Annotated in this window: 10 protein-coding genes; 4 read left to right on the forward strand and 6 right to left on the reverse strand. The window is 46.5% G+C overall.

Going from position 1 to position 14511, the window contains the following annotated elements; all coding sequences use genetic code 11:
- Positions 1-55: 55 nt before the first annotated feature.
- Genes ubiE through ICE90_RS00335 form a run of 3 tightly spaced genes read right to left on the reverse strand, consistent with a single transcriptional unit; the run spans position 56 to position 5036 of the window.
- Positions 56-799 carry a bifunctional demethylmenaquinone methyltransferase/2-methoxy-6-polyprenyl-1,4-benzoquinol methylase UbiE gene (gene ubiE / locus ICE90_RS00325; protein ID WP_216190587.1) on the reverse strand — a complete coding sequence of 248 codons (744 nt, stop codon included), beginning with the start codon at positions 797-799 and terminating at the stop codon, positions 56-58.
- Complete coding sequence (locus ICE90_RS00330) at positions 799-1197, reverse strand: gamma-butyrobetaine hydroxylase-like domain-containing protein (RefSeq protein WP_215362211.1); 399 nt, start codon at positions 1195-1197, stop codon at positions 799-801. Before ICE90_RS00330 ends, ubiE begins: the two co-directional genes overlap by 1 nt.
- Positions 1197-5036, reverse strand: a complete 3840-nt coding sequence (locus ICE90_RS00335; RefSeq protein ID WP_216190588.1) for an FAD/FMN-binding oxidoreductase — start codon at positions 5034-5036, stop codon at positions 1197-1199. Before ICE90_RS00335 ends, ICE90_RS00330 begins: the two co-directional genes overlap by 1 nt.
- Positions 5037-5170: 134 nt before the next feature.
- Here ICE90_RS00335 and ilvA point away from each other — a divergent pair, with 134 nt between their 5' ends.
- Genes ilvA through queF form a run of 3 tightly spaced genes read left to right on the forward strand, consistent with a single transcriptional unit; the run spans position 5171 to position 8453 of the window.
- Positions 5171-6691, forward strand: coding sequence for a threonine ammonia-lyase, biosynthetic (gene ilvA / locus ICE90_RS00340; protein WP_216190589.1), 1521 nt, complete (start codon positions 5171-5173; stop codon positions 6689-6691).
- 12 nt (positions 6692-6703) lie between these two features.
- A complete protein-coding gene (locus ICE90_RS00345; RefSeq protein ID WP_072582710.1) occupies positions 6704-7612 on the forward strand; it encodes a 5'-nucleotidase in 909 nt (302 codons plus the stop codon).
- A 13-nt stretch (positions 7613-7625) separates the two neighbouring features.
- Positions 7626-8453 (forward strand): NADPH-dependent 7-cyano-7-deazaguanine reductase QueF, encoded by an 828-nt coding sequence (gene queF, locus ICE90_RS00350; protein ID WP_215321060.1) that lies wholly within the window; start codon positions 7626-7628, stop codon positions 8451-8453.
- An 8-nt stretch (positions 8454-8461) separates the two neighbouring features.
- Here the strand turns inward: queF and ICE90_RS00355 are convergent, their stop codons facing one another.
- The 3 genes from ICE90_RS00355 to ICE90_RS00365 all read right to left on the reverse strand — a co-directional run bounded on the left by ICE90_RS00355 (position 8462) and on the right by ICE90_RS00365 (position 11557).
- Positions 8462-9697, reverse strand: coding sequence for a hypothetical protein (locus ICE90_RS00355; RefSeq protein ID WP_215321061.1), 1236 nt, complete (start codon positions 9695-9697; stop codon positions 8462-8464).
- A 138-nt stretch (positions 9698-9835) separates the two neighbouring features.
- Positions 9836-10291 (reverse strand): single-stranded DNA-binding protein, encoded by a 456-nt coding sequence (ssb, locus tag ICE90_RS00360; RefSeq protein ID WP_215321062.1) that lies wholly within the window; start codon positions 10289-10291, stop codon positions 9836-9838.
- Positions 10292-10372: 81 nt separating this feature from the next.
- A complete protein-coding gene (locus ICE90_RS00365; RefSeq protein WP_216190590.1) occupies positions 10373-11557 on the reverse strand; it encodes an MFS transporter in 1185 nt (394 codons plus the stop codon).
- Positions 11558-11594: 37 nt separating this feature from the next.
- Between ICE90_RS00365 and uvrA the strand changes: the two genes are divergently transcribed.
- The gene (uvrA, locus tag ICE90_RS00370) at positions 11595-14495 is read left to right on the forward strand and encodes an excinuclease ABC subunit UvrA (RefSeq protein ID WP_215321064.1); all 2901 of its coding nucleotides are present in this window, start codon (positions 11595-11597) and stop codon (positions 14493-14495) included.
- Positions 14496-14511 lie beyond the last annotated feature (16 nt).

Here is a 14511-nt window from a genome sequence, read left to right on the forward strand (position 1 = left end):
TTCTTTTAACTACTGAACTTCTCTAGTTTTTAAGAGCTTAGAAACTATATAACCATCAATATTTAATACCAATATGTAAAGCAACGATACCCCCAGTCATCCTATGGGTTTCCACTTCATCAAAACCAACCCCCAACATCATTTCTTTGAGGGCGTCTGCATCGGGATGCATGCGAATCGATTCAGCTAGATAGCGATAGCTTTCTGAATCTTGCGCAATCTTCTCACCCAACCAAGGTAAAACCTTAAATGAATAAGTGTCATAAACGGGCTGCAAAAAGGCATCAGGCTTGGAGAACTCCAATACCAAAACACGGCCACCAGGTTTGATCACACGGCACATTTCACCTAAAGCGATCTCTTTATGTGTCATGTTACGCAAACCAAAAGCAACGGTCACCACGTCAAAATGATTGTTCGGAAAAGGAATTTTTTCGGCATCAAACTGCACGCAAGGCAAAGCCATGCCGCGATCCAATAAGCGGTCACGCCCCACGCCCAGCATAGAAGCGTTGATATCACTTAACCAAACTTGAGCATCTGGGTTGCGCGCCCAATCAGCGGCCTTTGCAAAAGCCGCGGCGAGATCACCAGTACCGCCGGCAATATCCAAAATCTTTTGGCCAGGACGAACATTTGCGCGAGCAATCGTCACTTTTTTCCAAATACGATGCAGCCCGAATGACATCAGGTCATTCATGACGTCGTACTTACTGGCTACCGAATGAAAAACCTCGGCAACCTTGCCGGCTTTTTCAGCTTCATCAACACTTTGATACCCGAAGTGCGTTTTACTCATTAGTGACTTCCACAAGAATGGCCTGATGCACCGCCTGATTGAGTCATCGGTGTATCACGATCTAAGCCGGCAGCGGCCAATTTATCTAAATGCTCTTTCCATAATTGCTCTTGGTTCTCACACAGAAACAATAAGTAATCCCAGGTAAATAAGCCAGAGTCATGCCCATCCGAAAAGCTGGGCTTGAGTGCATAGTGGCCAACAGGTTCAATGTTGGCAATCAAAACATCACGCTTGCCCGTCTGTAATGTTTCCTGCCCTGGCCCATGGCCCTGAACTTCGGCGGAAGGAGATAAAACCCTTAACAATTCAAAAGGCAAACGATAGGTATTGCTGTTCTCATAGGAGAGCTCCAAGACCTTGGATTGCTGATGCACAACGATATTGCTTGGAATCATTAAACAAGGACCCTCTCAATACCACCATGGTTAGCCTTGGCTACATAGTCCTGCATCCAGTCTTTACCAAGTAGCTTTTGAGCCATTTCAACAACAATGTAATCAGCTGTAGTGTCACTATCCGCATCAAAACGCGTCAGGCCCTGTAAACATGATGGGCAGCTGGTTAACACTTTGACCTCGCCAGTGAAATCATCTTTGCGCAATTCAGTCGCAGCTTTTTCCATCTCAATCTGCTTACGGAAACGCACTTGAGTAGAAATATCAGGACGTGTGACGGCTAATGTGCCAGATTCACCGCAGCAACGATCATTCTTCGCAATCGCTTTGCCATCTTCGAGTTGAATTAACTCATTCACCGTCTTCAGAGGGTCTTGTAACTTCATTGGGGAGTGGCAAGGGTCGTGATACATATACTTCACGCCCGTTACGCCAGAGAGCTTAACGCCCTTCTCTGCCAAGAACTCATGAATATCAATAATGCGGCAGCCAGGGAAAATCTGTTCAAACTGGTAACCCGCTAACTGGTCATAGCAAGTGCCACAAGAAACAACTACGGTCTTGATATCTAAGTAATTGAGAGTATTAGCTACGCGATGGAATAACACACGGTTATCTGTGATCATCTTCTCTGCTTTATCAAAGTCGCCATTACCACGCTGCGGGTAGCCGCAACAGAGATAGCCCGGTGGCAGAACCGTTTGAACGCCTACATTCCACAACATCGCTTGAGTAGCTAAACCAACTTGCGAGAACAAGCGCTCAGATCCGCAACCCGGGAAGTAGAACACCGCCTCGGTATCTGCAGAAGTTGTCTTAGGATCACGAATGATCGGAACATAGTTCGCATCTTCAATATCCAGCAAAGCACGCGCTGTTTTCTTGGGTAGATTGCCAGGCATCTTCTTATTTACAAAGAAAATCACTTGCTCTTTGACGCTCGGCTTTCCTACTGTTGAAGGCGGATGGGCAGTTTGTTTTTTCGCAAACTTCCGTAAGACATCATTACCCAAGCGTTGCAACTTATAACCCCAGCCAATCATCGTCTTGCGAGCGAGATTAATGGATTCTGGACTAGTGGCATTTAAGAAAAACATGGATGCTGCTGTACCAGGATTAAAGCGCTGCTGACCCATCTTGCGCAAGAGATTGCGCATATTCATGGTCACATCACCAAAGTCAATATTGACCGGGCATGGAGTTAAGCACTTATGGCATACGGTGCAATGTGCAGCGACATCATCAAACATTTCCCAGTGACGAATCGAAACACCACGTCGAGTTTGCTCCTCATATAAGAAGGCTTCAATCAATAGTGATGTTGCGAGGATTTTGTCGCGCGGACTGTAAAGCAAGTTTGCACGCGGTACATGGGTTGAGCAAACAGGCTTGCATTTACCACAACGCAAGCAATCTTTTACACTATCAGCAATCGCACCAATATCGCTTTGCTGCATGATGATCGATTCATGGCCCATCAAACCAAAGCTTGGCGTGTAGGCCATGCTCAGGTCAGCATGTGGCATCAACTTACCTTTATTAAAGCGACCTTCTGGATCCACGCGATTCTTATAGTTGCGGAAATCTTTGAGTTCAGCTTCTGTTAAATACTCTAATTTAGTAATACCAATACCATGCTCACCAGAAATCACACCATCTAATGAGCGGGCTAATTTCATGATCCGATCTACGGCGCGATGCGCATCCTGCAACATCTCGTAGTCATCCGAGTTCACAGGGATATTGGTGTGCACGTTGCCATCGCCAGCATGCATGTGCAAGGCCACGAATACACGCTTACGCAAAATGTTTTTGTGGATTGCTTCTAACTCTGCCAGAATCGGCTCAAACGCCAAACCACCAAAGATGATGCGCAACTCTGAGCGCACTTCCTCTTTCCATGAAGCGCGCAGACTGTAATCCTGCAGACGCGGGAAATAAGAGTCCATCTCAGTGAGCCACTCATCCCAGCGTCCACGAACCTTGGCAATGAGCTCTAAGGCTTGCTGAACACGATCACCCAAGATTTCTGCTGTTGGAATTTCATACTCAGCATCACTCTTACCTAGCGGTAATGCGCTCTTTTTCAAGAAAGCCTCAAGACCATCAAGTACTTGCAACTTGTTCTTGAGAGAGAGTTCAATATTGATGCGATCAATACCGTCGGTGTACTCGCCCATACGCGGCAAAGGAATCACAACGTCTTCATTGATCTTAAAAGCATTGGTATGACGGGCAATCGCCGCTGTGCGGGCACGATCGAGCCAGAATTTCTTACGAGCTTCAGTGCTGACTGCAACAAAGCCTTCGCCAACACGTAAATTTGCCATGCGCACTACTTCACTAGTAGCAGCAGCAACAGCTTCCTCATCATCGCCAGCAATGTCGCCAATCAATACCATCTTCGGCAAGCTATTGCGCTTCGATTTAGTTGAATAACCCACCGCTCTTAAATAGCGATCATCCAAGTGCTCCAGACCAGCCAAAATTGGACCACCTTGCTTGCTTAAACCATCTAAGTAAGCTTTGATTTCCACAATACTCGGAATTGCCTCTCGCGCTTGACCAAAAAACTCCAAGCAAACCGTGCGCATGAATTTAGGCATGCGATGCAATACCCAAGTTGCGCTAGTAATCAAACCATCGCAACCTTCTTTTTGCACACCAGGTAAACCTGATAAAAATTTATCAGTAACGTCTTTACCTAAACCTTCTTTGCGGAAACGTCTGCCTTCAACTTCCAATAATTCTGTTTTTAGAATACGCTGACCCGGCTCGCTATTGCCATCAGACCAAGTGAGCTGAAAACGGACAGTCGCCACATCATGGATCTTGCCCATATTGTGTTCAAGACGCTCGACATCCAACCAATTACCTTGCGGATCCACCATGCGCCAGCTAGCAAGATTGTCTAAAGCCGTTCCCCAAAGAACAGCTTTCTTACCACCCGCATTCATGGCAATATTGCCGCCAATGCAGCTTGCATCGGCAGAAGTAGGATCAACTGCAAACACAAGACCAGCATGCTCTGCAGCATCAGATACGCGACGGGTCACAACGCCTGCGCCAGTGAAGATGGTAGATACTTCGCGATCTAAGCCTGGCAGTTTTTTAGCTTTTACACCACCAATATCTTGCAACTTCTCAGTGTTAATCACTGCCGACATTGCATACAGCGGAATAGCGCCACCGGTATAACCAGTACCGCCTCCACGAGGAATGATCGTGAGACCTAATTCAATACAAGCTTTAACTAGGCCGGGAATTTCAGATTCGTAATCCGGCTTTAGAACAACGAGTGGAAACTCCACGCGCCAGTCTGTTGCATCGGTAACGTGAGCGGCACGAGACACGCCATCAAAGCAAATATTGTCTGCAGCAGTATGACGACCTAACTCCTTACGAGCACGCTTACGAATGACTTCAACTTCTTTAAATCCGTTTTCGAAATTTTCGATTGCACGATAAGCAGCGCTTAATAAAATTTCTACTTGGTCAGCAGAATCGCCACTATTGCGCTTCTTGACTTCGCCCAAGCGATGCCAGAGTGCATCGATTAATTGTTTGCGGCGATTGGGACTATCCAGCAAATCATCTTGCAAGAAAGGGTTGCGCTGCACCACCCAAATATCACCCAGAATTTCAAACAACATGCGAGCGGAACGGCCTGTACGACGAACGCCACGCAAGTTATTGAGAACACGCCATGACTCCTCGCCCAATAGGCGAATCACAATCTCTCGATCAGAAAAGGAGGTGTAGTTGTAGGGAATTTCGCGAAGACGGGGGGAGCCCGCCTCAGCATCTAGCAACTGGTTCAAAGCTAATGGTGCGTTCATAGCGACATATTTGATAAATAAGCATTTTAATTGAGTGAACCTGATAGTGGCAGGATTCCGAGAAAGTTGCTCCCCAAAGGGATAAACCCTTGCAAATCTAAGGGCTTAGGAGCCATCCGTGGTACGCTCATCGGATGGCAACGAACTATTTAAAGAAAATTTTATCGGCTCGCGTCTATGACGTAGCCAGAGAAACCGAACTTCAGCTCGCCCCAGAACTGACTAAGCGTTTGGGCAACCAGGTCTTACTCAAAAGAGAAGATAACCAGCCGGTTTTCTCCTTCAAACTCCGTGGCGCCTACAACAAAATGGCCCATTTACCCCCAGAAGCCTTAAAACGCGGAGTTATTACAGCTTCCGCAGGCAATCATGCTCAGGGTGTAGCCCTATCGGCAGCCAAAATGAAGTGCAAAGCCGTCATCGTGATGCCGGTTACGACCCCTAGCGTCAAAATTGACGCAGTCAAGGCCAGAGGCGGATCCTGGGTGGAAATCATCCTTCATGGTGAATCCTATAGCGATGCCTTTAAACATTCTGAGATTCTCGGCAAAAAACGGGGCTTAACTTTTGTCCACCCTTTTGATGATCCCGATGTCATCGCAGGTCAAGGAACGATTGCCCACGAAATTTTTACCCAATACGAAAAACCCATCGATGCAATATTTGTAGCTATTGGTGGTGGTGGTTTGATTTCCGGCATTGGCGAATACATCAAAGCTGTTAGCCCTAAAACAAAAGTCATCGGCGTTCAAGCTTCTGACTCAGATGCTATGAATCAGTCACTCAAAGCAAATAAACGTATTGAGATGAAAGACGTCGGTTTGTTCTCTGATGGCACTGCTGTGAAATTGGTTGGCAAAGAAACATTCCGTATCTGCAAGAAAGTAGTAGACGAGATTGTCACTGTCGATACAGATGAAATCTGTGCAGCTATTAATGATGTGTTTACTGACACCCGCAGTATTCTTGAGCCCGCTGGCGCACTCGCTATTGCAGGCATGAAGAGGTATGTCGAGAAAAAACGTATCAAGAAGAAAACCCTAGTGGCTGTGGCATGTGGGGCGAACATGAACTTTAGCCGTCTCCGCTTTGTAGCTGAGAGAGCAGATGTTGGTGAGTTCCGCGAAGCCGTGTTTGCAGTCACTATTCCGGAAGAACGTGGCTCCTTTAAACGCTTCTGTGAATTACTCGGCAAACGTAACGTGACTGAATTTAACTATCGCATTGGTGATCAAAGTGAAGCCCATATTTTTGTTGGTATCAGCACACAAAAATCCGGTGATAGCGAGACGATTGCAAAGCATTTCCGAAAAGCCAAGTTTGCAACCATTGATCTCACGCATGATGAGCTAGCAAAATCACATTTACGCCATATGGTTGGAGGGCACTCAGCGCTGGCTAAAGATGAATTGCTCTATCGCTTTGAGTTCCCAGAGCGACCAGGCGCTTTGATGAAGTTTTTAACCAGCATGGCTCCTAACTGGAATATCAGCTTGTTCCACTATCGCAATCATGGAGCTGACTATGGCCGCATTCTGATTGGTATTCAGGTGCCTAAGAATGAGCAGAAGAAATTTCAGAGTTTCTTGGCAACCTTAGGCTATCCACATTGGGATGAAACCAATAACCCTGCCTATCGCCTATTCCTGAAATAAGCCCAATCTCAAATGTCATACACACTCACTGGAAAACTCGTCGTCGCGATCTCTTCGCGCGCCCTGTTTGATTTCGAAGAAGAAAATCGCATCTTCGAATCGACCGATGACAGCGCTTATATGAAGTTGCAGTTAGAGCGCCTCAGTGAGGCCGCTCAAAAAGGGGTGGCATTCCCCTTGGTCAAGAAACTCCTCGCTTTTAATGATGAAGGTGAGCAACGTGTCGAAGTAGTCATTCTTTCTCGCAACGATCCAGTCAGTGGTCTGCGTGTATTCCGCTCTGCCGAACATCATGGCCTGCATCTTGAGCGTGGCGTATTTACCAGAGGTAGACCTCCGTATCATTATTTGCGCTCTCTACATGCCAATCTCTTCTTGTCTGCAAATGAAGATGATGTGCGAGCAACGATTGATGCAGGCTTTCCTGCCGCTCGTGTGTATCCAGAGTCCAGCAAAACCGCTGAGTCTCATCCTAATGAAATCCGTATTGCATTTGACGGAGACGCCGTCCTTTTTTCTGATGAAGCCGAACAAGTCTTCCAGAAAAAAGGTCTTGAAGCCTTTGTGGACCACGAAAGCAAGAAGGTCGATATTCCCTTGCCTCCCGGCCCATTCAAGCCCTTGCTAGAGGCCTTACATAGACTGCAACGCTCCACTAGTGAAAACGGTATGCGCATTCGTACCGCATTAGTTACAGCACGCTCTGCACCCGCCCATGAACGAGCCATTCGCACACTGATGGCTTGGGGTATTGATGTAGATGAAGCAATGTTCTTAGGCGGCCTCTCGAAGAGCGAGTTTTTGCGAGAATTCGAACCAGACTTTTTCTTTGATGATCAAACCGGTCATTGCCAGTCAGCTGCGTCTGTAGCACCAACGGGCCACGTGGTATCTGGCGTATCAAATAAACCTAAGAAGTAAGTGAAATACTGTAATGGCAACCTTACCCCTCGGACAATCAACGCAATACCCAGATCAATATGATCCGAGTGTGCTGTTTCCCATCCCCAGGTCTGAGAACAGAAAGAAGTTGGGCCTTAAAGAAGATCAAGCCCTACCCTTTGTTGGTGTTGATCTATGGAACGCCTTTGAGCTGAGCTGGCTTAATCAAAAAGGTAAACCGCAGATTGCTTTGGCGGAGTTTCAGATTCCTGCAGACTCACCGAACATGATTGAGTCTAAATCTTTCAAGCTTTATCTCAACAGCCTTAACAGCGCACGCTTTGAAGATGAGAATGAAGTTAAAGAGCGCCTCATTACAGATTTATCTGCAGTTGCAGGCAGCAAGATCACCACCCGCATTAACCCAACAGAAGTGGTCTCTAAAAAGGGAATGCGAGAAATGGGTGGCATTTTGATGGATCGACTCGATATTGAGATTGATCCAAACCTACCAGCAGACCCAAGCCTACTGGGTGTTAATGAATCCTTTGGCCCTATTGAACAATGCTTGGTTTCGCATCTATTGAAATCCAACTGTCCCGTTACTGGCCAGCCAGACTGGGCGAGCGTACAGATTCGTTATCAAGGACGTCCAATTTTGGAAGAGGGTTTATTACGCTACCTCATTGGCTTTAGGCAGTTGGGTGAGTTCCACGAGCATTGCGTGGAAACCATCTTTACTGATATCAAGCATCAGTGCAAACCAGAGAAACTTTCTGTCTATGCGCGCTACACAAGACGCGGCGGTTTAGATATCAATCCATTCCGTACTGACTACAACTCCCCTTGGCCAGAAAATATTCGACACGCACGTCAATAAGTCAAAACTTAAGGCGTCGTAGTCTGGATGCTTACTTGTGCGGGCTTGCCATATATCTTTTCCAGATTTGTATGAATACTTGGGGCCTGAGAAAAGCAGCTATTTACTAAAGCTGGGTTCAAGTACCAGCCTACATAGCCTTTTGCCTCATCAATAAATGACTTCATCACAATTGCACTGTCAACGTCATCAAGACCTGCTGACTTCAATTTCGATAAGGCAATGGAGCAGGCGCGAGTGAGATCGGCCCCCTCCACTTTTGTCACTTGCTGCAAAAGACTTGGCGCTGAACTATTTAAGAGTTGCATAAAGTTTTGACTAGAACCAGGCACCTGGAAATTTAAAATATAGTCTGAAGACAGGTTTTCACGGCTAGCCAAATCCTCAATGTTTGCCACTGTTGGATAGAAGATACTTCTAAAGTATTGAACTTCTAACTTTACTGTGAACATTAATTGCTTATCTGCTTTAGGATCTTTTTGTAGTTGCTGAATTTGTTTATCCGTCAGACTACTTACGCTTTGATCAACCTTATATACAGGGATTTGCACTGCGCTAATTCCTCGACGCAACTCTGACCAGCTAAATGTCACGGGCACTTTTGCATCAATCATTCCCTGCAAAAGGCTATTGGCTTTCTTCTGGGTATCGCTCATCACTGAATTACCAATGGTTGCTGAAATACCCCCAATCGCCGCTGCTGATCCACCTGTGGCAACCATTGCTGCGGCGCCAAGAAGTAATTTTGCAGAACCTACAAAGTCTTGATTTGAATCATTCGAGCTTCTGACATTCAGGACCAAAGATAGATTTCCTGGATTAAATACTGAGTAAGCACCAAGACTGGTGATTGGCACTATCTGCAATGGTGTAGTGCTCAGAGAAGAGCACTCAGAGCCGCTATCCCTGCCATCAAAAGTCCCAATTGGAATGTCTACTTTATCAAGCTTGCTCTTAAACCCATAGGTAACAACCGATAGAACAAGCTGAGTTTTATCCGATCCCCAGAAACTACGACTAGCCATCTGCGTGCATGTATTAACTGGAATCACTTCAGAAGTAATTGTTAGGTAGCCGTCATTGCCCCGTCCTTCTTGCAACCATTCGGGAGAGTCTCCTTTAACAAAGGAAGGGTTCATATCCGGAAAGAAGAAGGGTGCACCATAAGACAAGCTAGGTATGATGGCCGCAAGCACTACCGCGCATAGTAAAAAGACTAACTGCCTTATTCCTCTGATATTCATATGGGCATTTTAAGGTCAATAGTGAATGTCAGATTTACATACACCCAAGAATCCCGATCACATAAAAGAAAACCCCAATAACTAATTGGGGTTTTCCTGGTTTTTAGTAAAAACTACTTACTAGGCATTCCGAAGTTATTAAAACGGAATATCGTCGTCCATTGCGCCTAATGATGCAGCGTTTGATGCTGCTGGGGCAGACTGCTCAGCCGGCTTTGAGCGGCTATAGCTCTCGCCACCATCACCACTTCCACCTACTGGCTTGCCACCAAGCATTTGCATTGTTTCTGCAACGATCTCTGTGGAATACTTTTCTTGGCCACTAGCGTCAGTCCATTTGCGTGTGCGCAAACGACCTTCAACATAAACCTGCGAACCTTTTTTGAGGTACTGACCAGCGATTTCTGCAAGCTTGCCAAAGAATGCAACACGGTGCCATTCTGTGGTTTCTTTCATTTCGTTAGTTTGTTTGTCTTTGTAGCGATCAGATGTTGCTACTGAGATGTTTGTAACTGCGTCGCCACTTGGCATATAACGCGTCTCTGGATCACGTCCTACGTTACCTACGATGATGACCTTATTTACCGAAGCCATGTTGTCTCCCGAAGAAAAATACTACTGTTATTACTGCTAAAAAATAAACTGCTCGCTTTAATTTAATCAATGAAGCTGCGGTTATGTCGTTGTGCTTACATCCTTGGAACCTGTTGCTCTCGTTGGCATTTCACCCATCGACCAAGCAATTATAAGCCAGCAAACGAGGAGTGCTGCACCCATGGCAAAGACCGATAAATCACCGTGGCTATCCATCAAATAGCCCCCAATGACCGCCCCTGAAAACAAGCCAATGGATTGCGTAGTGTTGTAAACACCTAATGCAGTGCCCTTGGATTCTTTAGCAAAACGAGACACCAAAGAAGGTTGTAAGGCCTCGAGTAGATTGAAGCCTACAAAATACACTAGTAGCGCAATTGCAATCGTCATGACTGAATTGGCTTGCGTAAAAATCAATTCTGCAACCAGCAATAAAACAATCGCAACTAACAAAATGGTTCTTAACTTCTGCTTCTTTTCACCATAGATAATGGCGGGTGCCATGAAGACAAATGACAGTAGTACTACAGGAAGATAAATTTCCCAGTGTGAAGAAAGTGGTAATCCTGCCTGCACCAAGAGTCTAGGAACCACCAAGAACATCGCAACTTGAGTTGCATGTAATACAAATACACCGAGATTCAAGCGCATCAAGTCCGGACGAAAGAAAACTTCTTTCAATGAAGCTTGTTGCACTTTCGCTTCAGGCTTACTCGTTGGCAAAACGTAATAAGTCACAAACATCGCAATCACACCCAACACTGCCAGAACGATAAAAATTCCGCTCAGACTAATCGCTCGATAAATCGGGGCGGCAATCACTAAAGACAAAGCAAACGAGAGGGCAATACTGCCACCTACCAATGCCATAGCTCGAGTGCGAACCTGCTCGCGAGTCAAATCCGCTACCCATGCAGAAATCGCCGCTGAGACGGCCCCAGCCCCCATAATCCCGCGGCCAATCGCAATCCAAAGCAAATCATCTTTGGCGGCACAAATTAAAGCTCCAGCCACAAACAGGGATAGACCCCATAAAACAACGGGTTTACGCCCAATTCGGTCCGATAAACGGCCTAAAGGGATGTAAAAACAGGCCTGAACAATATTAAAGATTCCGAGAGTCAAGCCGACCCAAAGTGCGTGCTCACCACCCGGCAAGCCACGCGCATGGAGGCTAAAGATGGGCAGTAGCAAGAATAGGCCCAGCATACGGAGGCCAAATATGCCTGCTAAGGCCAGAGTGGAGCGAAGTTCAGAAGGATTCATGGGAAAGAGCTATATTAACAAGTTACGCTAAAAAATCATGAATAACGAAATCAAGATCCGCGGTGCCCGCACCCACAACCTCAAAAACATCAATCTAGACATCCCTAGAGAGAAACTCGTCGTCCTTACTGGCTTATCTGGCTCAGGCAAAAGCTCATTGGCTTTTGACACGCTGTATGCAGAAGGTCAACGCCGCTACGTGGAATCTCTCTCAGCTTATGCCCGCCAGTTTTTGCAACTCATGGAAAAGCCAGATGTCGATACGATTGAAGGGCTTTCACCAGCGATTTCGATTGAACAAAAAGCCACCAGCCATAACCCTCGCTCCACCGTGGGTACCGTTACTGAAATTCATGATTACTTGCGTTTGTTATTTGCCCGCGCAGGCACGCCCCATTGTCCAGACCACGATCTACCTTTAGAAGCACAAAGCGTTTCTCAAATGGTCGATACCGTACTCTCAATGCCTGAAGATACGAAGTTGATGATTTTGGCTCCAGTAGTGAGCGAACGCAAAGGTGAATTCGTTGACCTCTTTCAAGACCTGCAGGCACAAGGCTTTGTGCGCTTTCGTGTGCGCTCTGGTGGTGGTACAGCAAACGTAGCAAAAGCCGAGATTTTTGAAGTGGATCAATTACCAGCGCTCAAAAAGAATGATAAGCATTCGATTGAAGTAGTGGTTGACCGCATCAAGGTACGTCCCGATATTCAGCAACGTTTGGCAGAATCTTTTGAGACAGCCCTACGTTTGGCGGATGGCAAAGCCATGATCGTCGATATGGATACTGGCAAAGAGATGATTTTCTCCAGCAAGTTTGCTTGCCCAGTTTGCTCATACTCTTTGCAAGAATTAGAGCCGCGTCTCTTCTCTTTTAATAACCCGATGGGCGCCTGCCCTTCCTGTGATGGCCTGGGTCACCAGTCTTTCTTTGACCCAAAGCGCATCGTTGCGCATCCTGATTTGTCACTCGCCTCTGGTGCCATTAAGGGGTGGGATCGCCGCAATCAGTTCTACTTCAAACTACTTCAAACCCTAGCTAAGCATGGCGGCTTTGATGTGGAGAAGCCATTTGAGACGCTGAACAAAAAGCAGCAAGATCTGATTCTCTTGGGCTCTGGCGATGTCACTATTCCTTTCGAATACATCAACGAGCGTGGCAAGAACAGCATTCGTGAACATGCCTTCGAAGGCATTGTTGCCAACTTTGAAAGACGCTATCGCGAAACCGATTCCATGACAGTTCGTGAAGAACTATCGCGCTATCAAAATGTTCAAACTTGTCCTGAATGTAATGGCAGCCGTTTACGCAAAGAAGCTCGCTTTGTCAAAGTGGGTGAGAAGAAACAATCTCGTGCGATATACGAGATCAGCGCCCTACCACTAAAAGAAGCAAAAGAATATTTCGAGACCCTTGAGCTCAAGGGCGCCAAACGAGAAATCGCTGACAAGATTGTTAAAGAGATTGGCGCACGTCTACGCTTCTTAAATGATGTAGGCCTAGACTACCTTTCACTCGAGCGTAGTGCCGACACTCTTTCTGGCGGTGAAGCCCAACGTATTCGCCTAGCAAGCCAGATTGGCTCTGGCTTAACGGGGGTGATGTATGTATTGGACGAACCTTCAATTGGCCTGCATCAACGCGATAACGATCGCCTGATTGGCACCCTGAAGCACCTGCGAGATTTAGGTAATAGCGTTTTAGTCGTTGAACATGATGAGGATATGATTCGCGCCTCTGACTGGGTTATTGATATCGGTCCTGGTGCTGGTGTTCATGGTGGCGAAGTGGTCGCTCAAGGCACGCCAGCAGAAGTTGAAGCCAACCCAAATTCCTTAACTGGTGCTTACCTTGCCGGCCGTGAAGCAATCGCGGTTCCAGAAAAACGGATTCCGGTAAATGATCGCTTTTTAGAAATCATTGGTGCGCGCGGCAATAACTTGCAATCTGTTCATGCAAAAATTCCCGTTGGCTTGTTAACTTGCGTTACTGGTGTATCAGGCTCTGGTAAATCCACCTTAATTAACGACACCTTGCATCATGCAGTTGCTCAGCACCTCTATGGTTCTAATGCAGAGCCTGCGGCGCACGATGCAATTAAGGGTTTAGAACATTTTGATAAAGTCATTAGCGTTGACCAATCTCCTATTGGTAGAACTCCGCGCTCCAACCCCGCCACCTACACGGGACTATTTACCCCAATTAGAGAACTCTTCGCAGGCGTTCCTGCATCACGTGAACGGGGCTATGAAGCGGGTCGCTTCTCCTTTAACGTTAAAGGTGGGCGCTGTGACTCTTGTGAAGGCGATGGCGTTCTTAAAGTAGAGATGCACTTCTTGCCTGACGTGTATGTTCCCTGCGATGTTTGTCATGGAAAGCGTTACAACCGTGAAACTTTAGATATTCGCTACAAGAGCAAGAATATTCATGAAGTGCTCTCGATGACTATCGAACAGGCCCATGAGTTTTTTGAAGCGGTGCCCGTTGTTAAGCGCAAACTCAAAACATTGCTAGACGTAGGCCTGGGCTACGTGAAGCTTGGACAAAGCGCAACCACCTTATCTGGCGGTGAAGCACAACGCGTAAAACTTTCTCTTGAACTCTCCAAGCGTGACACCGGCAGAACCTTATATATTTTGGACGAGCCAACTACTGGTTTGCATTTCCACGATATTCAGTTATTGCTAACTGTGATTCAAACACTGAAGAAGCAAGGCAACACGATTGTCATCATTGAGCACAACCTTGATGTGATTAAGACTGCGGATTGGATTATTGACTTAGGGCCTAAGGGCGGCGCCGGTGGCGGGCAAATCATTGCCACCGGGACACCAGAAGACGTAGCTAAAAATGAATTGAGTTTTACAGGTCACTACTTAGCGCCATTGCTAACTCGTAAAGCGCCTACTCCTGTAGCCGGTAAAAAGAAAAGTAAGTAAAGCAATAATAGTGCGC

It is taken from the genome of Polynucleobacter sp. AP-RePozz3-80-G7, assembly GCF_018882145.1.
In the GTDB taxonomy this organism is placed as follows: domain Bacteria; phylum Pseudomonadota; class Gammaproteobacteria; order Burkholderiales; family Burkholderiaceae; genus Polynucleobacter.